Annotated in this window: 24 protein-coding genes, 1 tRNA gene and 1 pseudogene; 16 read left to right on the forward strand and 10 right to left on the reverse strand. The window is 46.6% G+C overall.

Going from position 1 to position 21,193, the window contains the following annotated elements; all coding sequences use genetic code 11:
- Positions 1 to 48: 48 nt before the first annotated feature.
- Entirely contained in the window at positions 49 to 399 is a 351-nt protein-coding gene (locus tag ACWPAB_RS09270; RefSeq protein ID WP_003563904.1) for a hypothetical protein, read from the reverse strand.
- 143 nt (positions 400 to 542) lie between these two features.
- Between ACWPAB_RS09270 and pepF the strand changes: the two genes are divergently transcribed.
- Positions 543 to 2,354, forward strand: coding sequence for an oligoendopeptidase F (pepF, locus tag ACWPAB_RS09275; protein ID WP_003569270.1), 1,812 nt, complete (start codon positions 543 to 545; stop codon positions 2,352 to 2,354).
- A 161-nt stretch (positions 2,355 to 2,515) separates the two neighbouring features.
- Here pepF and ACWPAB_RS09280 read toward each other — a convergent pair.
- Positions 2,516 to 2,680, reverse strand: a pseudogene (locus tag ACWPAB_RS09280) (ATP-binding cassette domain-containing protein); the annotation flags it as partial.
- A gap of 79 nt (positions 2,681 to 2,759) precedes the next feature.
- Positions 2,760 to 3,251 carry a flavodoxin domain-containing protein gene (locus ACWPAB_RS09285; protein WP_003569268.1) on the reverse strand — a complete coding sequence of 164 codons (492 nt, stop codon included), beginning with the start codon at positions 3,249 to 3,251 and terminating at the stop codon, positions 2,760 to 2,762.
- Between the two features lie 273 nt (positions 3,252 to 3,524).
- Here ACWPAB_RS09285 and tpx point away from each other — a divergent pair, with 273 nt between their 5' ends.
- The gene (tpx, locus tag ACWPAB_RS09290) at positions 3,525 to 4,022 is read left to right on the forward strand and encodes a thiol peroxidase (protein ID WP_003563894.1); all 498 of its coding nucleotides are present in this window, start codon (positions 3,525 to 3,527) and stop codon (positions 4,020 to 4,022) included.
- 44 nt (positions 4,023 to 4,066) lie between these two features.
- Here tpx and ACWPAB_RS09295 read toward each other — a convergent pair whose 3' ends face one another.
- Together ACWPAB_RS09295 and ACWPAB_RS09300 are read right to left on the reverse strand one after the other, a co-directional pair.
- Complete coding sequence (locus ACWPAB_RS09295) at positions 4,067 to 5,053, reverse strand: AEC family transporter (RefSeq protein ID WP_003563892.1); 987 nt, start codon at positions 5,051 to 5,053, stop codon at positions 4,067 to 4,069.
- Between the two features lie 3 nt (positions 5,054 to 5,056).
- Entirely contained in the window at positions 5,057 to 6,724 is a 1,668-nt protein-coding gene (locus tag ACWPAB_RS09300) for a malolactic enzyme (RefSeq protein ID WP_003569265.1), read from the reverse strand.
- A 326-nt stretch (positions 6,725 to 7,050) separates the two neighbouring features.
- Between ACWPAB_RS09300 and ACWPAB_RS09305 the strand changes: the two genes are divergently transcribed.
- The gene (locus tag ACWPAB_RS09305) at positions 7,051 to 7,926 is read left to right on the forward strand and encodes a LysR substrate-binding domain-containing protein (protein WP_003569262.1); all 876 of its coding nucleotides are present in this window, start codon (positions 7,051 to 7,053) and stop codon (positions 7,924 to 7,926) included.
- Positions 7,927 to 8,150: 224 nt separating this feature from the next.
- Here ACWPAB_RS09305 and ACWPAB_RS09310 read toward each other — a convergent pair whose 3' ends face one another.
- Entirely contained in the window at positions 8,151 to 9,086 is a 936-nt protein-coding gene (locus ACWPAB_RS09310; protein ID WP_003569257.1) for a magnesium transporter CorA family protein, read from the reverse strand.
- A gap of 203 nt (positions 9,087 to 9,289) precedes the next feature.
- Between ACWPAB_RS09310 and ACWPAB_RS09315 the strand changes: the two genes are divergently transcribed.
- The 6 genes from ACWPAB_RS09315 (at position 9,290) to ACWPAB_RS09340 (ending at position 13,553) form a co-directional block, all read left to right on the forward strand.
- Complete coding sequence (locus ACWPAB_RS09315; RefSeq protein ID WP_003563881.1) at positions 9,290 to 9,646, forward strand: DUF488 domain-containing protein; 357 nt, start codon at positions 9,290 to 9,292, stop codon at positions 9,644 to 9,646.
- A gap of 7 nt (positions 9,647 to 9,653) precedes the next feature.
- Positions 9,654 to 10,214 (forward strand): 5-formyltetrahydrofolate cyclo-ligase, encoded by a 561-nt coding sequence (locus ACWPAB_RS09320; RefSeq protein WP_003569255.1) that lies wholly within the window; start codon positions 9,654 to 9,656, stop codon positions 10,212 to 10,214.
- Between the two features lie 94 nt (positions 10,215 to 10,308).
- Complete coding sequence (locus ACWPAB_RS09325; protein WP_003569252.1) at positions 10,309 to 11,217, forward strand: hypothetical protein; 909 nt, start codon at positions 10,309 to 10,311, stop codon at positions 11,215 to 11,217.
- Between the two features lie 261 nt (positions 11,218 to 11,478).
- Complete coding sequence (locus ACWPAB_RS09330; protein ID WP_003569247.1) at positions 11,479 to 12,096, forward strand: flavin reductase family protein; 618 nt, start codon at positions 11,479 to 11,481, stop codon at positions 12,094 to 12,096.
- 22 nt (positions 12,097 to 12,118) lie between these two features.
- Positions 12,119 to 13,066 carry an AEC family transporter gene (locus ACWPAB_RS09335; protein WP_003587414.1) on the forward strand — a complete coding sequence of 316 codons (948 nt, stop codon included), beginning with the start codon at positions 12,119 to 12,121 and terminating at the stop codon, positions 13,064 to 13,066.
- A 13-nt stretch (positions 13,067 to 13,079) separates the two neighbouring features.
- Positions 13,080 to 13,553, forward strand: a complete 474-nt coding sequence (locus ACWPAB_RS09340; protein ID WP_003569245.1) for a hypothetical protein — start codon at positions 13,080 to 13,082, stop codon at positions 13,551 to 13,553.
- 130 nt (positions 13,554 to 13,683) lie between these two features.
- On the opposite strand, the gene lexA is transcribed toward ACWPAB_RS09340, so the two are convergent.
- Both lexA and ACWPAB_RS09350 read right to left on the reverse strand, forming a co-directional pair.
- A complete protein-coding gene (lexA, locus tag ACWPAB_RS09345) occupies positions 13,684 to 14,310 on the reverse strand; it encodes a transcriptional repressor LexA (RefSeq protein ID WP_003563873.1) in 627 nt (208 codons plus the stop codon).
- Between the two features lie 128 nt (positions 14,311 to 14,438).
- Complete coding sequence (locus ACWPAB_RS09350) at positions 14,439 to 14,633, reverse strand: hypothetical protein (protein ID WP_003563872.1); 195 nt, start codon at positions 14,631 to 14,633, stop codon at positions 14,439 to 14,441.
- 501 nt (positions 14,634 to 15,134) lie between these two features.
- Between ACWPAB_RS09350 and ACWPAB_RS09355 the strand changes: the two genes are divergently transcribed.
- Together ACWPAB_RS09355 and ACWPAB_RS09360 are read left to right on the forward strand one after the other, a co-directional pair.
- Positions 15,135 to 16,301, forward strand: a complete 1,167-nt coding sequence (locus ACWPAB_RS09355; RefSeq protein ID WP_016381759.1) for an AI-2E family transporter — start codon at positions 15,135 to 15,137, stop codon at positions 16,299 to 16,301.
- Positions 16,294 to 16,773, forward strand: coding sequence for a hypothetical protein (locus ACWPAB_RS09360; RefSeq protein WP_003563860.1), 480 nt, complete (start codon positions 16,294 to 16,296; stop codon positions 16,771 to 16,773). The genes ACWPAB_RS09355 and ACWPAB_RS09360 overlap by 8 nt, the downstream gene beginning before the upstream one ends.
- A 137-nt stretch (positions 16,774 to 16,910) precedes the next feature.
- Here the strand turns inward: ACWPAB_RS09360 and ACWPAB_RS09365 are convergent, their stop codons facing one another.
- A complete protein-coding gene (locus tag ACWPAB_RS09365; RefSeq protein WP_003569239.1) occupies positions 16,911 to 17,273 on the reverse strand; it encodes a hypothetical protein in 363 nt (120 codons plus the stop codon).
- 251 nt (positions 17,274 to 17,524) lie between these two features.
- Between ACWPAB_RS09365 and ACWPAB_RS09370 the strand changes: the two genes are divergently transcribed.
- On the forward strand, positions 17,525 to 18,547 hold the full coding sequence (locus ACWPAB_RS09370; RefSeq protein WP_003569237.1) for an alcohol dehydrogenase catalytic domain-containing protein: 1,023 nt from the start codon (positions 17,525 to 17,527) through the stop codon (positions 18,545 to 18,547).
- 59 nt (positions 18,548 to 18,606) lie between these two features.
- Here ACWPAB_RS09370 and ACWPAB_RS09375 read toward each other — a convergent pair whose 3' ends face one another.
- On the reverse strand, positions 18,607 to 18,906 hold the full coding sequence (locus tag ACWPAB_RS09375) for a hypothetical protein (RefSeq protein ID WP_003569235.1): 300 nt from the start codon (positions 18,904 to 18,906) through the stop codon (positions 18,607 to 18,609).
- Between the two features lie 155 nt (positions 18,907 to 19,061).
- Between ACWPAB_RS09375 and ACWPAB_RS09380 the strand changes: the two genes are divergently transcribed.
- The 4 genes from ACWPAB_RS09380 to ACWPAB_RS09395 all read left to right on the forward strand — a co-directional run bounded on the left by ACWPAB_RS09380 (position 19,062) and on the right by ACWPAB_RS09395 (position 21,104).
- A complete protein-coding gene (locus tag ACWPAB_RS09380; protein ID WP_003563849.1) occupies positions 19,062 to 19,367 on the forward strand; it encodes a SemiSWEET family transporter in 306 nt (101 codons plus the stop codon).
- Between the two features lie 160 nt (positions 19,368 to 19,527).
- Positions 19,528 to 19,866: a PadR family transcriptional regulator gene (locus ACWPAB_RS09385; protein WP_003569232.1), complete on the forward strand. Its 339-nt coding sequence runs from the start codon at positions 19,528 to 19,530 to the stop codon at positions 19,864 to 19,866.
- 17 nt (positions 19,867 to 19,883) lie between these two features.
- Positions 19,884 to 20,921 (forward strand): permease prefix domain 1-containing protein, encoded by a 1,038-nt coding sequence (locus ACWPAB_RS09390; RefSeq protein ID WP_003587420.1) that lies wholly within the window; start codon positions 19,884 to 19,886, stop codon positions 20,919 to 20,921.
- 110 nt (positions 20,922 to 21,031) lie between these two features.
- Positions 21,032 to 21,104, forward strand: a tRNA-Ala gene (locus ACWPAB_RS09395).
- Positions 21,105 to 21,193 lie beyond the last annotated feature (89 nt).

Genomic DNA, 21,193 nt, shown 5'->3' on the forward strand with positions numbered 1-21,193 from the left:
GGTTACTATGAATGATGTCTCAACTTCTCGTTTGATGATCAATCAGGCTTAATAGTAAGTCCGCCGATTACCGAAATTCAATTTAGCGATGATGGTGTTCGGTTCGGTTTGATCAGGTGATTGCAGCCACAAGCCGCGAGAAGAGAGTTCTTTGAATAAATAGTTAGTTGCCGCAATTTCTTCAGCCGCTGGATCGTCAATCTTGGCGCCGGCTTGGTGCGCCTTAGCGATGGCCACATCTAATGACAGCGTCACCGTATCTGCGAAAGTATCATTCAACGTTGTATACAGTTCATTAATCTGATCATCCAAATAGGCTTCTAACGCCTTGAAGAATGCTGCATGATCAGCTTTGCGATCAAAATAGCGCGCCACGAGCTGATTATTGTCGATTCCCATATATATAACACATCCTTTTTAATGATTTTACCACGAGTCGCTTTTTGTGGATATGCGTTTCCATCTACCCCATGCGATTCCACAGAACAAAATCATGCAGACCAATGCTATACTTTACCCATTAAGCGAAGGAGGTTTTTTCGATGAGTGAAACCGCACTGCCAAAACGTCAAGAGGTTGATCCAAAACTGACTTGGGATTTAACGCCGATTTTTGCTGATGAGTTTGCTTACACCGAAGCCATTAAGCAAGTACGCGCTTTGACCAAGGATTTTGTCCATCTATATCAAGGAAAGTTGACCGAACCGGCCATCATTGTTGATGCACTGGGCGACTATGGCTCGATTATCGAACTTGATAGTAAAATTGGACACTGGGCATTTATGCCGTATTCGACAGATACCACTGATCCTAAACTCCGTGATCGCCAAATCAAAGCCACGGCTTTAGATGGTGAAATTGGTGGTCAATTGAGCTTCTTTCAAGCAGAACTAACCCAGTTACCTGAAGAGGTCCTTGATGCCGTTGTTGCCAAGGCACCTGACTATGCTGGCTTTTTCCGCCAAATCAAAATTGCTAAAAAAGGCGCTTTGGCTCCTGCTGCTGAGAAGGTCTTAGCCGAGTTATCACCTGTTTTCCAAGCGCCTAGCAATATTCGCGACCAAACGATTTTCGGCGATATGGATTTTGGCACCTTCACGGCTCACGGTAAAACCTATCCGCTGTCATTCGTGATGTATGAAGAAAATTATCAAAAGCATCCTGATACCGAAGTGCGGCGTGCAGCCTATGCAAAGTTCAACCAGACATTGCGTCGGTATCAAAACACGATGGCGGCTGGTTATCTAGCACAAGTCACTCGTGAAAAAATCACTGCCACCATGCGCGGCTATGATTCCGTCATCGATTATTTGCTGGCCGATCAGGAAGTCAGTCGGGCCATGTTCGACCGCCAAATCGACGTGATTATGCACGATCTGGCACCGATCATGCGCAAATATATCACCCACGTGAAGGAATTGTGGGGACTTGATCATATCGGTTATACCGACCTTCAGATCGATATCGATCCTGCCTACTCTCCAACGATTACGCTTGATCAGGCCAAGCTAGACATCGAAAAGGCGACCGCCATCATGGGCCATGATTACCAAGCGCAAATGATGCAGGCGTTCACCGATCACTGGATTGATTTCCCTGCCAATCAAGGCAAGGACTCCGGTGCTTACACCGCGGGTCCCTATGGCGTTCACCCTTATGTTGAAATGACGTGGAGTAATTCCCTGCCTGCGGTTTACACCTTAATTCATGAACTTGGGCACACGGCACAAATGGTTCGCTCTGAAAAAGCACACAATATTCTCGATGCTGATTTCAATGACTATTTAGTGGAGAGCCCTTCGACCTTCAATGAGCTCCTATTAACCCACTATCTTGATCAAACGGCTAAAGATCCGCAGATGAAACGCTTCGCCTTGTCCCGCCTACTCAACGACACCTACTTCCATAACTTTGTCACCCACTTACTTGAAGCTGCGTTCCAGCGCAAAGTTTACCAACGCATTGACGCCGGCGACAGTTTCGATGCAGCTGCGTTGAATGCCATCAAACGTCAGGTGCTCACTGATTTCTGGGGACCGGCTGTTGAACTAGAAGAAGGCGCCGAGCTCACATGGATGCGACAAAGCCATTACTATATGGGATTGTATTCCTACTCGTACTCCGCTGGTCTCACGGTTGCTACTCAGGCATTCCAAGCCATCGAACAACAAGGCCAACCTGCCGTTGACCGCTGGTTGCGTTACTTAAGCTTAGGCGACTCACTCAATCCAGTCGCTGCTGCTCGGGTAGCCGGTGTTGATGTCACCACAGATGCCGCCTTGAAGCAAACCATTGCCTTCCTCGGTAGAACAGTGGATGAGATTATTTCACTGAGTCATGAAATCAATGGCTAATAACAAAAAACTGCCTCACGCATTTAGCACCACAATTTCTAAGTAGCCCCTCATCATGAAAGGCTGGGAAAAGCCATCACCGCTAAATTGTGCCATTCCGGCGCAATGAACGGTTGATCGCTAATTCCCAGTCTTTTTCTTCGTTATAAACGGTTTCGCGTTTATTGCTGACTAGCAAGCTCGTCAAGTCGAATCACCTGATCATATTGTTTTTGCCATGTTTCGCTAATATGATGTGCGACCTCAATGAGCGTCCCAGGACTTTTCAAAAGATGAGCATGTAATTGATCGCTTAAATGCTCATCCAAGGCTGATGTCGCTTCGTCTACTTACAAATACTTTCGCATCATAGTACCCCAGCAAAAAAAGCCGCCCAAGTGACGGCTTTTTTTACGATTTTATCGATCATAAATTTGCCTGATCCAACAAGCGCACCACTGCCCTCAAAAGAGGTTGAATGGTTTCATGAATTGCCGGGCAATGACTGGCGCCTAATTGTTTTAAAGCAAGGCTCGTCTGGATACGCCGAAAAAGGTTCATTTGACTTAGCTTGGGTTGGCCTTGTAAGTAATAAAAATCGATAGGCATGACGCAGCGGTTCTGATACTGTAGCTTGATTTGCTTAATTGCCACTTGTTCCCGTCGGATAATCCCGCTACCAAAGACTATCAACTGATCAGGTAAAGACTGGTGAAATTCGCGGTAGAAGGCCTTTAGACCCAAGACTTTTTCACCTACGAGATGGCCGCCATAGATGATAAGTTTGCGTTTTTGCAGGTCTGCAGTGGTGACAAATTGCACATCAATTAATTCACAATGCAGTGCTTGGGCAATGCCAAGGGCAAACCGTTGCGTGAACCCTGTCTCCGAAGCGTAAACAACCAATGCTTGTTCCATTCGACCACCTCCTTCTCGCACCTGCAGTGCCGGTTATTTGCTCGCTAACATTTTCGATTACGTCAATTGTAAAAATCTGGCATGATTTTGCTTATTGTTAATGTACATAAATAATTATATTCGCGTCAATATATATGCTAATGAATTTTAGCAAATTTAATTGTTCGAATTTCGTTTCATCCAAATGCATGCTACACTGATGGCATTCAGAATCGTGGTACACTGATACTGAACTTGAACGATTCCACATTAACGATATAAGGAGTGAGCCTTTTGGAAATAACCCGTCATGGCGAAGCATTAACAACGAATGGTACACCAATCGAACTCGGCGAGCAGTTGCCGACGTTCACCGTTACTAATGCACAGGCAAAACCCGTTACTACGCAGGATTTAAGCAAGCGATTAACGTTAATCAGCGTTGTCCCAGACATCAACACACGCGTTTGCAGTATCTCAACCAAACACTTCAATGAAGATATGGATGCGTTTGATCATACTGACTTCTATACAATTTCAACCAATACCCCACAAGAACAACAGTCGTGGTGTGCCGCTGAAGGCGTGAAAAAAATGCAGTTGTTGTCTGATCAAAATGGCGACTTTGGCAAGGCTATGGGCTTGTTTGTGGCCGATAATCACACCGATGCTCGCAGCGTTTGGATCGTGGACGGCACCGGCACTGTCAAATATCGTGAACTAATCACCGAACAGACACATGAGCCTGATTACACAAGCGCTTTAGCCTATCTAGAAGCTCATCAACATTAATCGCACAAAAAAAGAAGCCATGATCGGCTTCTTTTTTCGTACGTTTAAGCTAAGCCCTGAACGAGCATCATCAAAATTGGCACGACAACCACAAACAAGACGGTAGATGTTGTGACCACGTTTGTCGCATACTCAACATCGGCATGCGCCTCAGTAGCAAGAATTGGCAATACAGCCAATCCAGGCGCAGCAGCTTGAATGATCAAGGTTTGCGCTTCAAGACCTGGTACGTTGAACCCAGCATGCATCCCCAGCAGAATCAAGCCAGCGATTAATGCAGGCGCAATGACAAAACGGCCAATCAAAGCCACGATGGTATCGCGGTCAAAGCGGATCGCTTTCAGACCGGCATCGGCCAAAATAATCCCGATGTAAATCAATGACAACGGTGTGACCAAACTGCCCACATAATCAAGGGCATTCACTGCAAAGCTTAACCAACCGACGTGAATAAACGGAATCTTCAACAACAGGAAAACCAAAGCGACTAAGAATCCGACTAACGGTGCTGGCAACAACTTTTTCCAGTTGAAACCAGTACTGCTTTTTTCTGATTTCTTCTGGGTTGGATCGTCCCACGCCATGATGAAGGCCCCGACAGTCCACGTCGACACGGTGTTCACCACATAATACATGAGAAAATAAGGAACCGCCTTATCGCCAAACAAGGCGAGATTAAGTGGCAGACCGATGAAAATGGTGTTCGCGTTCACAAACATGTTGATGAACGTCCCGCGCCGACCTGGGCGCACTTTTAATAACCAAACCAGTAAGAAAGCGATTAGGTAGCCTAAAATGACGGCACCAAAGCCATAAACAAGGCCTGATGACAGACTCACCAACTTATCCAACGTTAGGCGTTGCAAGACCGAGATGAAAATCGATGCTGGCAAGGCGATTTTCATTAACAAATCAGAAATTGTTTTACCAAATTGATCATCAAAGCGTCCTTGCCGCCGCAACACATAACCTACGACGATCAGCAAAACAATCGTCAGAACACTTTGAATGGATGTACTTAATGCAGTCAACGTTTATTCCCCCAAGTCCATTTCGAGTGAATCCGGCAGTGGCCGGTATTCTGGTTGCCATGTCATATTTGCAACCGCTTGTTTAGCATCTTTGATCGGCTTTTGGTTCAGACCATGCTTCACTGCATCTTCAGCAACCGCAATTGCCACAGTCTGACTGAACTGATCCAGCTTGGAAACTGGCGGCAATACCGCTGCACCAGGTTGATCAGGGTCAACAATACCGCCTAAGCTGTGCGCTGCTGCTGAGATCATGGAATCTGTCAACAATTTGGCTGTTGAAGCAATGGTGCCTAAGCCAAGGCCCGGATAAACCAAAGCATTATTTGCTTGACCAATCGCATAGCTGACACCTTGATAGTCAACATTAGCCGCTGGTACACCAGTTGCGATCAGACCACGGCCATCTGTCCACTTGATCAAATCGTCAGCCTTGGCTTCCGCAAGCTTGGTCGGATTGGACAACGGGAAAATAATCGGACGTTCCGTATGCGCAGCCATTTCCTTAACAATGCTTTCGGTAAAGGTTCCAGGCACGGTTGATGTCCCAACTAGGACAGTTGGATGGACAGCCTTGACAACGGCTTCAAGATTCGTCAACGCATCGGCATTTGCAAATTCGCTGCGTTTGCGAGCAAATGGCTTCTGTTCTGGTGTCAAGTCAGACATGTCATCAAAAAGTAAGCCTTGTTTATCAACCAAGTAAAAATGCTTTTTGGCTTCTTCAGGACTTAAGCCTTCTTCGATAAAGGCTTCATATACCCGCGACGTAATGCCGGCACCGGCTGTTCCGGCACCAAAGCTCAGATAAACTTGATCGGTCAGCTTCTGTTTAGAAATATTCATCGCACCAAGCAAACCAGCCAACACAATGATCCCTGTTCCTTGAATATCGTCGTTAAACGTGGTGATCTGGTCTTTGTATTCATTTAAAATATCGGCAGCATTACTGCGACCAAAGTCTTCAAAATGCAGATACAAATTAGGGAATAACTTCTCTGCCGTGGTGACAAATTGATCAACAAAGCTACGATACTTCGGGCCATATACCCGCTTATGCCGATTACCCAAGTAAAGATCATCATTCAATAGTGCTTCATTATTGGTGCCAACATCCAGCACAACCGGGAGAACTTGACTCGGATCAATGCCAGCAGCAGCGGTATAAACCATAAGCTTGCCGACAGAAATATCTACGCCTTGGGTGCCCCAGTCGCCGATTCCCAAGATGCCTTCAGCATCACTAACGACTAACAAGCGAATATCACGGCCATTGGCACTGTGCTTCAGCGCGCTTTCGATATGATCAGGATCGTCAATCGACAGATAAGTGGCGTTTTGCGGATTGACAAACAGCGCACTGTAATTTTCGATCGTATCGGCAATCGTTGGATCATACACGATCGGCATGAATTCATTGATATGCTCGGAAAAAAGCTTATAGAACAGCACATGGTTCTCATTAAAAAGCGTCATCAAGAACTGACGCTTAGCCAGATCAGTCGGCTTGGTCGTTAACTGAGCATAAGCTTGCTTGACTTGTTGGTCCAAGGTCTGGACAGCTGGTGGCAACAAACCATTCAAGCCATACTGATTCCGTTCTGCTTGAGTAAAAGCGGTCCCCTTATTTAAAAACGGATCGTTAATAATTTGCTCTGGTGTATATTTCAAAATCAACACTCCTTCTAAGTGAGCGCGAGCAGAAGCGCTTAGAAACCGGAACATGAGTGGGCTTGAACCCAAATGGCTCGATCTTGGCCATTTTGACTCAAGGTCCTTATGCGCAAGCTTCTGCGACTGCGAGCGCGTTATAGTTGAGCACCAGCCAGCGCGGTTAGCAACCAGCCATTGCTCGGGCTTTCGTCTTTACAGCAGGTCACATTACACGCCGACAAATCTTATAGTCAAACCCAGCAGGAGTGATAAAATATTTTTATATGCTTTAATCAAAGAATTGGTCTTCTATTCCCCATCAACCGTTTCATGGAGGTAACACTTTGAACACACGCGATTTTGAATATTTTCTGGCGCTAACGCAGACCCGCAACTTTTCACAAACAGCAGAGCAGTTTGCCGTCAGTCAACCAACGATTACGACCGCCATCAAGCGCCTCGAAGACAGTTTTCAAGCGCAACTCATTATTCGTGATCGGCGTCATCACGACATTGGTGTCACGTCAGCTGGCAAACAGTTAGCAGCACACGCCCAAGTGATCCTTCAGCAGTTGACCTTGGCGCAGCAGGAAATTGCGTGGGATCAGACCAACAAAATTCGATTTGGCTTGCCACCAATTATTGGTAACTACTTCTTTCCAAAAATTGCACCGCAGCTTATTGTCGCCGGCTTAATGCCACAATTGCAAACAGTTGAAGCAGGATCCGCCGCCTTACTAAACCAAATCAAACAAGGCGATCTTGATTTTGCCTTACTTGGCGCCAGTGGACCATTACAGGAGCCAGATTTGACGATCAGCCAAATCGGCACGGCGCCATTTGTCATTATTACCCCTGAATCAGATCCGTTGGCCCAAAAAGACAAGGTTCGATTCGCGGAACTGGCGATGCAAAAATTCGTGACGCTCAGTGAAGCCTTCGTCCACACTCGCGCCTTCACATGGTTTCAACAACAGTCGGCATTCATCCCCAACGTGGTCTATCAAACCGGTGATGTGCAACTTCTTAAGCAAATGGTGGCGCAAAATGTCGGTATCGGTTTTTTGACAAATCTCGCCATCAATCCTGATGACCATCTTGCGGCTGTCAAACTCACTGATCCAAAACAGCCGGTTTTCACCATTTCCATTGTCCGCCGCAAAGACCGTGTTTTGACACCGGCAATGCAGCACTTTAATCAAATCCTTGCGGCAAACTAACGCTGTCATGTCAGTCGTGAAAACAGACTAATTCGTCTGCAACATCGTGCCTCACCAACCCAGAAAGCTCCGCATAAGGATCTAGGTCGCAAGGATTAAGGCCGGCCATCACGTTCCTCGTACTTGCGCCGGTTTCTACTCAGGCTGACGGACGCACACAAAATCCCCGTGACGATAGCGATACGTCACGGGGATTTGTACATCCATTTTCAAAGTACCTAATGCTAAAAGTAATCCTGACGCCACAACCACCATGCCGCCAAGCCGCACAAGATGGCTGTGCCGCCGATTAACCACCAAAAAGCCCAGTAAGCGTTGGCAAACGGTAAGCGAACATTCATGCCATATATACCACCCACAATGGTTGGAATCGTCAAAATAATTGTGATGCTAGTTAATACCTTCATAATCAAATTTAAATTATTCGAAACAATGGCACTCACGGCAGTTGAATACTGCGTCAGCAACTTCTCGGTGATCCGAACCATCGTTTGAGCCTCGACCACTTCAACTTCAACATCATGCAACCGCCGTAAGTACCCATTCGTATTAAAAAAGCGCTCACCGTCGCGTAAGGCTTTAAGCAGCGTACCAGAATGATCCAAGGCCGCATCAAAGAACACCAGCCCTTTTTGCATGGCCATCAACTGATAAAGTTGCGTGTTTTTGGCCGCCTTACCTAAGCTGCGCTCAATTTGCTTGGTTTCATCATTCAGCTTGTCCATTGCAATCACGAATTGATGCAGCACCAACCACAGGACTTCCAGTGCAAACTCTTCAGGCTTAGGAGAAAGTTTTTGTTGAGCCAAATCATCGAAAGCTTGTAAGGGATCGTGGGTAATCGTGATCACACGATCATTCAGTAGAATCATGGTCATAGGTACCGTATTGTATTGATCAAACCCCGTTTCACTAGTCGTTTCAACTGGGTAACGCAAAACAATCAACCCTGGTACCTGATCTGCCGGATTTAAGCCTTCCACTCGTGCATTTTCATGTTGATCGGTTGCTGCCGCCAGATAGGTAGCTGGCAGCCCGTATGTCGTCGCCAGCGTCTGTAGTTCTTGAGGCAACGGCGCCGAAACTCGAATCCAGTTGGCCTGATCGTCTGTGGTTACCTGCATATTTCCTCGTGGCTGGATCTGATAACGCGTAATCATTTCAACACCTCTTGGCCGTATTAAAGCGCGTTTACTGGCGCAGAGGCCGTTCTGTATGCACCCTTGTCCGCGATGCCAATCCCGTCCAAAATGCTCACACGCGGATTGCTACACGCGCCAGTTCACGTTCTCTTTTATTATAACGTATCTATCCTCCCCTTCGGCCACTAGTTGCCAAGGCTGGTAGAATAGTCAGTGAGGTGATGATTTTGAAAGTAACACTTGAACGCATCTACCAAAAACCGCAAGCATCCGGATTCCGTGTCCTTGTTGACCGAGTTTGGCCACGGGGCATCAGCAAAGTTAACGCTGCTTTGGATTTATGGGCCAAAACCATTGCGCCGTCCACTGAGTTGCGGAAGTGGTTTGGTCACGACCCTGAAAAGTACCCTGAATTCAAGAAGCGGTACTTAGCTGAGTTAGCAGCTAATCCTGACCTGCCAGACTTCATCAAAACATTGAAGCAACATGAACAAGAGCCAGTCATTATGCTCTATGGTGCCAAGGACGAAACGCATAACCAAGCCGTTGTTCTAAGCGAACTACTCAAAACAAAGTGAGGTCACTATGCCAAGCAAAGCCGAATTTCGCCCGCTTCAGTTAAAACGTCTGAAAGCCGCCCAGAAAGCGACTCAGGCTGCCAGTGCAGCGCTTTTGGCCGCACTAGTTCAAACACCTATGTGGCAACGTGCTCACAGCATCGGTGTTACCGTAAGCGGACCGTTTGAAGTCCCAACCGAGCCAATTATTCAGGCGGCCCACGACGCCAATAAAGCTGTCTACTTACCACGGGTCATGCCCAAGCGGCAAATGGTTTTCCTACCTGATCCTGGCAAAGACAAGCTGATCACCAGTGCTTTTGGTATCCCGGAGCCGCCTTATCAAGCCGATCAGATTCATGCCGCCCCTGATCTCATTTTGGTGCCTGGCATTGGCTTTTCGCTGGCTGACAAGTACCGCATCGGTTTTGGTGGCGGCTATTATGATCGCTTCCTGACAACTTATCGCGGCACCACGATCACACTGGTACCACCCGTGATGGCGTTTCCGCAAGTGGCTTGGCCTGTGGAGCCGTTTGATGTTCCAATTCAAACCTTGATTCTTGCTAATGGGGATGTCATTGTGTAACGGTTAGGTTAAGCATTTGGTAAAAGATTGCCTTTCTACTGGACATTCCTTATATTAAAATAAACCTTTTTCATCTTATTTCAGGAGGCACAATATGCGACGTGAACGTATTCGCAAGAATCGTCGAACGCTTTATCTCACGCTCACCGGTATTGGTGCCGCGGTTATTTTTGTAGCTGTTTTTATGTGGCTCGTTCTTCGCGGTGCTAAAGTTCAAGGCCCGGTGACATCTTCCAGCAGCAGTGTTTCATCTTCGGTCGCCGTCACGCACCCATTTAACAGCGGTACTTATAAGGCTTCGGGCACGGTCATCGATCTAGACCGCGATCAACATGACTTAACCGTCTATGTTAAGCTGACAGATGACCAAACCTACACTCGCCTGCTCATTCTCGATCCTCATGGGCATCCATTTGTCGTCAACGACACCGGCAGTTTTAAGCGAAAAAATGGCAAGCTAACATTGACATCCGAACACGCTAATGTTTATGAATATGCCAGTGCGACGACGTACAAGAACAATAAGCCGACTGCCGTTCGCCAGTATTCAGTTGATGGCGCGACCGGCACTGTTCGAAGCTACACCAAGACGCTCACATCCGAGTTGAACAACACGATTACGCTGAAAAACAAAACACCGCACAGTTATCGCTATGTTGAGACCAATTTGCCACTAAGCAAATCGAAGAAAAAGCTAACCAGTCTGGCTAAATTCAAAACCACGCAAGAAACAGCCAGCGCACAGTCAAGCACTGTCAGCAGCGCACCGGTCATCGTTAGCCAACCAAGCGAGCCACCATCATCAGCGGCGCCAGCGCCTTCTGTTCAGCCGAGTGTGGAAAGTCAACAGAGCACGGTTGATAATAGCGGTAGCAATAACAATGGCAATAACAATAACGGTCAAAATGGTCACCAAGATAACGGCAATTCGCAGCCGCCTAGTGAACAACCATCCCCGTCACCAGACAGCAGCTCGGCAGTTTCAAGCAGTAGTCCCAGTTAATTAATTTCCTTAAAAAATCTTACTGACACCCGATTTTTCAGGTGTCAGTTTTTATATGATCAATGACATCCTTGTGATGACTTTAAAAAACATGCCATGACTGACACCAATGATGCCAAATGATGGTTCCACTTTGACGCCGCCAACCGCCTGCGCTAAACTTGCAACCATAGTGGGCAAAATCAAGTTGATGACCACACCCAAATGCGACCCACTCAATTTAACGCACCTGCCGCGTTACCAACTTTCTGGAGGACCACGATGTTCAACCTTGCTGCCGCCGACTTATCCGCGCGTGATCAATATAAATTGCTGGCTGGCAGTATCATCCCGCGGCCAATCGCTTGGATTACCACGCAAAACACGACTGGCCTCATTAACCTAGCGCCTTTTTCATTTACGACCGGGATTTCAAACCAACTGCCACTGTTGTCAGTAGCAGTTTTACGTGATCGGGGTCAGGCAAAAGATACCGCTGCAAATCTATTGGCGCGCCACGAGGCCGTTGTTCACATCGTGAGTGCAGATCTCACGAAGGCCATGAATCAAACAGCTGCCCGCTTAGCACCTGATCAAAGCGAGTTGTCGTTGATTGACCTGCCTTTAGTTGCAAGTACGGACATTCAGGTGCCGGGGTTGCAGGCAGCGCGTGTTCGATTTGAAACCAAGCTTTATCAATACGTGCCGATTCGTAACGCTGATGGTGCCATTTTGACTGATCTTTTCATTTTAGAAGTGCAACGATTCCATTTTGCCGATACGGTTCTTGATCCGACAACGCTTCACATTGATCCCACCGCTTTGGCGCCGATTGCCCGCCTCGCCGGGCCGACATACGCCGAGCTTGGACGCACCTTTACACTGCGGCGGCCAAAATAATTTTATAAAGGAGTGTCAGTATTTGACCGCATTTATTTCCAGTGTTTTTGGTGTTCTTGAAATTTTGATTCTAATCGCACTCGGCTATTTTCTGACAGCACGCGGGTGGTTTAATGACCATTCAAGTAAAATCATTGCCAAAGTTGTCACCCAAGTTGCTTTACCAGCCTACATGATTGTCACGATTGCTTCAAAATTCACGGCGCCAATGTTGCTGCGACTCTTGCCAGATTTGTTTTTCCCAGTCCTTTCCATGATGATCCTATTTGCCTTATCATTTCTGGTTTGCTACTTATTGAAGGTGCCACATGCACGTAAGGGTACCTTTAAGTCAATGTTTTTTAACTCCAACACAGTTTTTATCGGCTTGCCTGTCAACTTAGCCTTATTTGGGCCAAGTAGTCTGCCATATGTGTTGGTCTACTACATGGCCAACACCACCATTTTTTGGACCATCGGCGTTTACCTTATTCAAGGTGACGGCCCGCGCCCAGCTAAATTTGATTTGAAAAAGGCACTTGGGAAAGTGTTCTCACCGCCGTTACTCGGTTTTATGTTAGGGATTGTGCTTGTGCTTTTAAAAATCAAATTGCCGACTTTCTTGATGGCCGATCTGACTTATATCGGTGCCTTAACTGTTCCCGGCTCCATGTTCTTCATTGGCATTGCTTTGCATCAAGCAGGCTGGGGTAAATTAAGAATCAGCAAAGAAGCTTTGGGTATTTTCAGTGGCCGCTTCCTCTTTGCACCGTTACTTATGACGGCGCTTGTCGCCTTCGCCCCTGTCCCAACTTTGATGAAACAAATCTTTATTTTGCAATCTTGCATGCCGGTCATGACCAATGCGCCTGTTGTTGCCAAACTGTACGATGCGGATTCCGATTACGCTGCTATCATGGTCACCGAAACAACGCTGCTTTCGATGATCGTGATCCCAATCGTGATGACTTGCATCCAGTTCATTCACTAGGAGTTGCTGTCGAATGAAAAAGCGCTATCTGCTACTAGCAGCAATCTTGATCTTATCAGGTTGCTCACAAACTACCTCAACCCCCAAAAAGACAACATCATCATCGAGCGCAACATCACAAGCGCGCACGGTCAAAAAAACTGTTCCGAAAGCAACCTTAGGTACATTGGTTGGCCATGCGTTCGTCCAAACAAAAGATGCTACCAAAGCAATTCGAGTCACCTCATCCACCAGCGGCTACTATCTTGAAACATTAGCCAATCGAGATGGTGTCTTTGAAAGTACTGATAGTGGTATTTTTGCTGCTGATTTGACCCTCAAAGGCCGAATCTTCACCTTCACTGGTAAAGCGCAGCCGCAAGCCTCTGCTAATACGATACAATTTCAATTAACAAAAACCGGTAACTTAAAGCAGTTGCCCGATGGTCCCGTTTATAAAAGGGTGCCACAAGACGATCTCGATCGCCTCGCCCAACAAAACCAATAAAGTGTCTGAGCAAAAAGACATCAGCCGTGATCCTATATTTTGTGGGATCACAGCTGATGTCTCTTTTGTTGATGGTACATTTTTAATTGGATTTAAGTTGCCATGCCTAGTCATTCACGACTTCAAATGGTTAAACTAATGCCGGCCGATATAAACTCACAACGATGCCAAGAATCGTTACATCCGGGAAAAACATATCATCCATACTGTCATTTTCAGGATGTAACCGAATGCCGTTCTTTTCTTTATAAAATCGCTTGACAGTGGCTTCATCTTCCTCAGTCATTGCAACAACAATTTGCCCATTCTCTGCGTCATTCTGCTTCTTGACAATAATCTGGTCACCATCTAAAATGCCGATTTTGATCATTGAATTACCTTGAACTCGCAACATGAATAATTCGTCAGCGGCATACGGAAGATCGTCTGGTACCGGAAAATAATCATCGATATTTTCGATGGCCGTAATCGGGACCCCTGCAGCAACTGTGCCGACGATCGGAATACCGTGATCCTGAACGCCAATGAAGTCACGTCCGGCTGAGGTCACTTCAAGCGTCCGCGGCTTCGCTGGATCCTTAGCAATAAGTCCCGCCGCTAACAATTTCTCCAAGTACGCTGCCACCGTGCTTGACGAACTTAGACCGACTGATTTGCCGATTTCGCGAACCGTGGGCGGGTACCCATGATCCTCGATTGCATCATAGATTGATTGTAAAATTTGTTTCCAACGTTTCTGACTTGCTTGTGTTGGCATCCGCTCACCGCCTCAGTTCTAATTGATTACACAAAGCATACCAAAGCGAACGAACGTTTGCAATGATTTTATGCCTAAATAGCAAAAAAGTCCACAGATAAAAAGCATCTGTGGACCTCATCCTTAAATTAATTATGCAATAATGGCATCTTATGCATCTGACGCCGATCACATCTGCTTTTGATGACCGCGTAGAAGAAACTCAAGAAAATATCAAGCGCGATTAACAAAATGCCGGCTGTCGCAAAGTTGCTGAATAACAGCAAGGTTGCCACGAGGGTCAGAGTAATTAATGTCCATTTTGCGCCCCGTAGGATTGTCATGTGGGGTCACTCCTCTCCGTATCGGATAAACCGACATATACTCACCGTTTTGGTTGTGACTCTAATCATACCCAATTTTTGAGTTTTGTAAAGCCTTTGTATACATAAAATTTACATTTGATGCCTTTATTTAGGGTTTTTAAAGATTTGTAACGATTATTCCATGTTGTTTGTAAATTTTATGTAATCTTTTTTAACATCAAATCAATCCGCTTTTAACACGGCTATCCTCGAAATATGACCATGAGTCGAGTATCATTAATGGTACAGAGCGTGAACAGGCACATTTAGAAACCGAAGCATAAGTGGCCTCCAACCTAAATGGCCGGGCTTGGGTCATTTAGGTTGGAGGTCCTTATGTGCAGGTTTCTGTGCCTGTGAACGCGTTTTAATGAGCGTGAACAGGGCCCCCGCAAATCTGGCTAGTCGCTCTCATCGTTTGTTATTGTCATGAAGCTTATACATCCAACAGGTATTACAATTGTAGAGGAGGGTACCCCCTTGAAACATACCGACTCGTGGCTCTATCGCCGCTTTCTTAATAGCAAGTTTATGATCCTGCTAGTTGACTTGTTACTGGCATTGCTCGTGATTTTCGTTTTCACTAAAATTGCGTGGGTTTTCCAGCCAGTACTGGATTTTCTCGGGATTATCGCGCCACCGTTTATCTTTGCCGGCATTCTCTTCTACCTTACTGTCCCGATTATTAATCGATTAGAAAAGTTCGGACTTCATCGTGGCTGGGCAATTGGCCTGCTATTCATTGTGCTGATCGGTTTGTTGGCCTGGGGATTGTTGCGCTTCATTCCAGCAGTAAGCAATCAAATTACCAGTATTGTCCATTCAGCGCCGCAAATCTTTGATGAAATTGGCAAATGGTTGGATAATCTGAATGACCAGCAGAATATTCTCTCACAGCATGATCTCAATGAGATTGCAGCAGAAGTGCAAAGTTTCTTCACTGGTAAACAAGGTGCCTTCGTAACCGGCACAATTTCTCAACTGCAGAACTTAATTGGCATTGTTGGTAATGTCGTCATCACCATTTCAACAGCGCCAATCATTCTTTTCTTCATGTTAAAAGACGGCGACAAATTTACGCCGATGGTACTTCATATCGTGCCAACTAAACTTCGCCGGTCAGTCAAGCAAATGTTGCATGAGATGAATGAAAAGGTCGGTTCTTATGTCCAAGGTCAAATCACCGTTGCCTTATGCGTTGCCGTGATGTTCATGGTCGGCTATTCAGTGATCGGTTTACGTTATGGCCTTATCTTCGGCTTATTGGCATGCCCCCTGAATTTGATCCCATACTTTGGCTCAGCCTTGGCGATGATTCCGCCGCTCATCATGGGTGCCCTAACCTCCCCGCGAATGATTTTAGCTGTCATCATCGTCTTTTTCATTGAATGGCTCATCGAAACACAAGTCATCTCACCGCTTGTGATGGGGAGTAAACTTGAATTACATCCCATCACCATTGTCGTCGTGTTGTTAACTGCAGGTAATCTATTCGGCTTAGTCGGCGTTATTCTTGGCATTCCAGGATTCGCCGTGTTGAAGATCGTGGTCACCCGCTTCTTTAGTTGGTATCAACAGGTTTCCGGGCTCTATGAAACCGAGCATGCCACAGATGACATGAAGCAAAAAGGAGTTCCTCATGAATAATTTTAATGTTTTTCTGATCGGCCTTGACGTCATCCTGATGGCGCTTGCCGGTTACTATCTTTATTGGCAAAGTAAAATTCAAGTTGCTTCTCGTTACGCTGTCACCCAGCTGATGTGGGCAGTTTTCCTAGGCTTTTGGTTTATGACCACTCGGGTCGACAATTTGCCTTACATTGTCTTCATCTCAATCTTTTTGGTTTTGTCGATCATGGCCGGTACCGGTGGATTGGCGCCAACGCGCTTAATCGCGAATGGTATTCTGGCGCGTGTTATTCCTTACGCGAACATGTCCAGCATCACGTTGACGCCGGTTAGTTTGCCTAATGGTCAGGAATGGGTTGTTGCCGTTTTTGCTCTTAGCAAACGGCGCATGGTTCGCCTGACTTTCCAAGCAAGTCTTCAAAACTTTATGACGGAACTCACGAAAGTTTTGCCAAAAACAGTGCCTGTGACTGTCCAACGCATGAACTAGCGGCGCAATAACAAATAGCGTTTGCCACAAGTTGTTACCATCAGCAAATATCGACAAAAAACTCCCTGAAAATTTTCAGGGAGTTTTCATTTACTTTCACTAGGCTTATACCCGATTCATCGGACTCTTTTAGCAACTTACTCATCGATTTTTCTAATGGCCAGCAATGCGACAATCGCCAGAGCGACCCCTGCTCCTGCCACCAACATCTGCCATGGTGCCGTGGTATCTAAGAAGAAATAATCAATCAGGGTCAACATCAATGCCGCAAAAAGTAGATCGACCCAGAATCGGCGCCAGCGCGTGGTCGCTGCCGTGTCTAAAATCAGGACAATGCCAATCAATGCTGACAAAACAAGTCCAAAAGAAAGCGTGGCAATCGTGCCAATGGTATCTGTTGGCCGCATCGTATACCAGGCAAAGAGCGCAAATCCTACTGCTGCCAACAGCAAGACAATGACAACACCGATCAATTCGCGCTTAGTACCAAGTTTTTTCACTTTGCAGCCTCCTTTAATGTGATCTTCGACTTAGAAACGCTGCCGCGTCACATGCTGTCTTCATCATGGTGACCGGTAGTATGACAATCAATGGTTCATAACCTGCAGATTCATCAACCGCCAACTGTGCCAACACCATACTGTTCCTTGCAATATCTTGCACATTTTACCAAAAAAACCGGAACTTCCAACTATTCGTGGAAAAAGGTTACAATCACAGTAGGTCTTTATTTACAGAAAGGGCGATTTCGATGACACAAAATCTTGCAATTGGCTTTACAGAAGGGTTGCCAATCACGGCACCCAAGGGTCTTCAACAGTTCACGCTGCCAATGCCGCAGCCCCAGTCAGGCGAAGTGATCGTGGCTGTTGCCGGAGTCTCCGTCAATCCTGTTGATACGAAACGCCGACAAGTTGCTGGAAAGCATCAAACACCGCAAATTCAAGGCTATGATGCAGTCGGGACGATTACACAGATCGGTGCCAATGTCACCAGCTTCAAGCCTGGTGATCGCGTCATCTATGCTGGTACAACACACCGTCCCGGCAGTAATCAGCAATATCAGGCAGTTGATGCCCGCTTACTCGCTGCCGCGCCAGCTGATGCCCCAGATGCCGATCTTGCTGCGCTGCCACTTGTCGGTTTAACCGCATGGGAATTACTCTTCGAAAAAATGGGCTTTATCCCCGAATTCAACGCTAATAAAGGACAACACTTGTTAGTCATCAACGGTGCTGGCGGCGTTGGCTCCATGCTTTGTCAATTAGCTCGTTGGAGCGGTTTAACCGTCCTAGCAACTAGCAGTCCAAAAAATCATCCTTGGCTGCTTGATCACGGCGTTGCAACACCACTGGATTACCATCAGGATTTGATTGCCCAAGTCCAACGTGCCGGCTTGCAAACAGTCGACGGTGTCGCGTTGCTTTATCAACCAGAACCTTACTTGGCAGCAGCCAGTCAGCTGATTCGTGCCTTTGGCCACATAGGCTGTATTGTTGGCCCACAAACTGGTTTGGATTTGGCCGTTGTTAAAGATAAAGCTGCCAGTTTTGATTATGAGTACATGTTTGCCAAAACCGACTTTGATTATCACGTGGCTTCTCAAGGTGCTATTCTGAGCCGTCTAGTCTCACTCTATCAGGACCATCAAATCAAGGCATCAGTGACCAAGCATTTTGACACCATCTCGGTTGACACCCTTAAGACTGCGACCGCTCTAGTTGAAGGTGGCCATGAAGTGGGCAAGGTTGTTTTGACTGGCCCGTTTGCTTAACACCACTCACGACCATCAAAAAAGCTAAACTGCCGATAACCATTACAAGCAGTTTAGCTTTATTTGCGGAAACCTAAGGCGTGCTGTAAGGCGATCTTGGCACCTCCAGAGTTCAGCTGACCCGGATCATAAATGATCGTGCCGTTACCCATGTAATAGTGAAATTGCTGTAACACGGTACGATTGGTCACCGTGCGCAAGCGCAACTCATCATTAACAGCATCAAGAAGTTGTTCGCTCCATGTTTTGCTCATCATTTCCGGAATATCCCGCTCAGTGACGTAACCCTTATCCATAATCGCATCCGCACCTTCTTGCTTTTGTGTTCGCGTCACGGTGTTCTCCGATTGTTCTGCCATCGTAATCCTCCTTAATCTGCTTGTTTTCAGAAAATTTTTAGAGCCGCTTATCCGCGGTCTGTCGCCTTCTTGATTCTATCACACCCAGACACATGCCTTGGGTTTAGACTAATTTAGTGTTATGGTTATTTTTATCCAAAAAGGAGGCGTTATGAATGCGCGTTGACACCGGAAAGTATCCTGAAGGGGTTGACCCCGTTCGAGTGAAACGACTCAAGTTATTGAGTAAAGTCGCGACATTCACCTGTATTTTAATGTATGTTTCTTATATTCCCGAAATCATCGCCAACTTCTCCGGGAATCCGGTTAATCCGATTCAACCACTGGTTGCGATGATCAATGCCACTTTGTGGACCTTCTATGGTTGGACTAAAACATACAAAGACTGGCCGATTATCATCTCAAATATGCCCGGTATTCTGTTCGGGCTGGTGACTTTCATCACAGTTTTCATCCACTAATAAGCCGCTATTCGACAACACCTTCATCTTAGATGAGGGTGTTTTTTACTTTACCTGATAGAGTAATCGTGCTAGTATTACTTCAACAGATGCAGTACTGATGTAAAGCACTCTGAAACGTGCTTTGCATCAGTCCATAACGATAGAGGGAGGTCATGCTGTGATTAGCAGTGACGCCATGCGTGGGTATAATGATGCGCTCATTCTTGCGATTTTACAGCAAGGCGATTCCTACGGCTATAAAATTGGCAAAGAAATTCGTGAGCGCACAGATGGTCAATACCTCATTCGAGAAACAACCCTTTACGCCGTCTTCAACCGACTTAGCAAAAATGGCTACATCAATGATTACCCAGGGGATGTCACCAATGGCAAGCCCCGCACTTATTATCGCATTACCCCAAGCGGCCGTAATTTTCTTGCTGTTAAAGCAGCCGAATGGGAACGTGTCAAAACCGTTGTCGATCCATTCTTAAAACAGCCGCTAACGAATCTTTAACCTTGGAGGAATCGCCCATGGATACCATCACCACCTACCTAGATAGTCTTTTTGCTTCCTTACCTGATAATGACAAAACCCGACAAGCCAAAGCCGATATGCTCGCTAACATGCGTGATTATTACCGTGATTTGTTGCGCGAAGGTAAAAGCGAAGAAGCCGCTATTGGTGCTGTCATCAGCGCGTTTGGCTCAATTGACGAGCTACGGGCTGATCTGGGAATGCCAGCACAAGCATCGGCGACAACAACACAGTCGGACCCCACCGATGCTGAGGAAGAAGCCGATGAAGATGCGATTACTGAAACCGAACTTCGCAGCTTTTGGCACATGGCCGATCAGTTTGCCACCCAAATTGCCCTTGGTGTTTTGCTTTGCGCCGTCAGTATCGCCTTGCCTGCCTACACAGGCGGGGGCCGCTGGGAAGGATTCGGTGTGATTGGCATGTTTCTGCTTGCTGCACTTGCAGTTGGTCTGTTCATCTGGGGCGGCACCGTCTTCAGCCAGCAAAAAAAGCAGCTTAATGACCGGCCGATCACAGCCAGTGCCAAACAGCTAGCCAACAAGACCATCGGGGAATACACCCGTCAATTTGCCGCCGGGTTGATTGCTGGTATTATGATCTGCATCGGCTCTCTCATCCCACCCATCATTTCTGCCTACATTCCTGGTTTTATCAGTGAAAATGCTGGCGGAGCGCTATTTCTAGCAATTGCTGGCCTAGGCAGCTACCTGATCATTTATGTCTCCATCAATTATTCTCAGCTAAAACGTTATGCTTACGCGACAACTGCGGCAAACTCAACTGCTTGGTACAATGTCACTGCTGATGACGCTACCCATTGGAGCCAACCGCACAAACATCATCAGAATTCACGAGCACGCCAAGATATAGCACTTTTCCACCAAGTCTATTGGCCGGCTATCTTTGTCATCTATCTCCTTGCTAGCTTCGTTCTGGGCGGTTGGGCTTATTCTTGGCTTATCTTTATCATTGGCGGTTTCTTTGAAAACATCTTCACCGCCTTAATCTCGCGTCGAGATTATTCAAAATAAGCGTTTCGATTCATTGTGCAAGTCCGTCACGGCAGCTTTTCTTCTCTGATATTCACAAGCATGCCTCTTTACAGCAGACCGGAAGTTCAGTACAATGAATCTTGTGTTTTGGGTCCATAGCTCAGTTGGGAGAGCGCCTGCTTCGCATGTAGGAGGTCGACGGTTCAAGTCCGTTTGGATCCATTTTATATCAGCTTTCATGGCGGGTCTTTAGCTCAGTTGGGAGAGCGCCTGCATGGCATGCAGGAGGTCGACGGTTCAAGTCCGTTAAG

It is taken from the genome of Lacticaseibacillus sp. 30, from assembly GCF_053819265.1.